Here is a 397-nt window from a genome sequence, read left to right on the forward strand (position 1 = left end):
GCTCCGGGAACGGGCTTGCGGTTGCAGGCCTGATATTGCGCCAGTCCGGCAGATTCTGTGCCCGTCACACTGGCGCAGGCCCCACGTTCCGTACCCGTCACGCGCTCTCCGGGGGCCGTTTCCGTACCGGTCAAAACCTGCTCGCGCAGCGTACTCATCACGCTCACCTTGTGCGGAGCGTTGCCGCCGTCGCGACACAGGCCGCCGAACGACTCCGGCTGGTAATATGGGCTGCCGGTGAGCTTGCGGCAGGATCCGGGTTCATCCCCGGTCACCCTGACGCTGCGTCCGACTTCGGTTCCACTCACGCGCTGACCCGCCTCGGTGGCGCTTACGCCGACCTTGGCCGGCGTAAGCGCCGGCCGGGTTGCGCAAAAGGATTCAAATGTGTCGGCGC

Annotated in this window: 1 protein-coding gene; it reads right to left on the reverse strand. The window is 66.8% G+C overall.

The annotated features are described in order from the left end of the window. The coding region (locus tag HF921_RS12970) for a CsoS2 family carboxysome shell protein (protein ID WP_215893977.1) at positions 1–397 on the reverse strand (397 nt) is incomplete at both ends.

Source organism: Acidithiobacillus ferriphilus, assembly GCF_018854775.1.
Lineage (GTDB): Bacteria > Pseudomonadota > Gammaproteobacteria > Acidithiobacillales > Acidithiobacillaceae > Acidithiobacillus > Acidithiobacillus ferriphilus.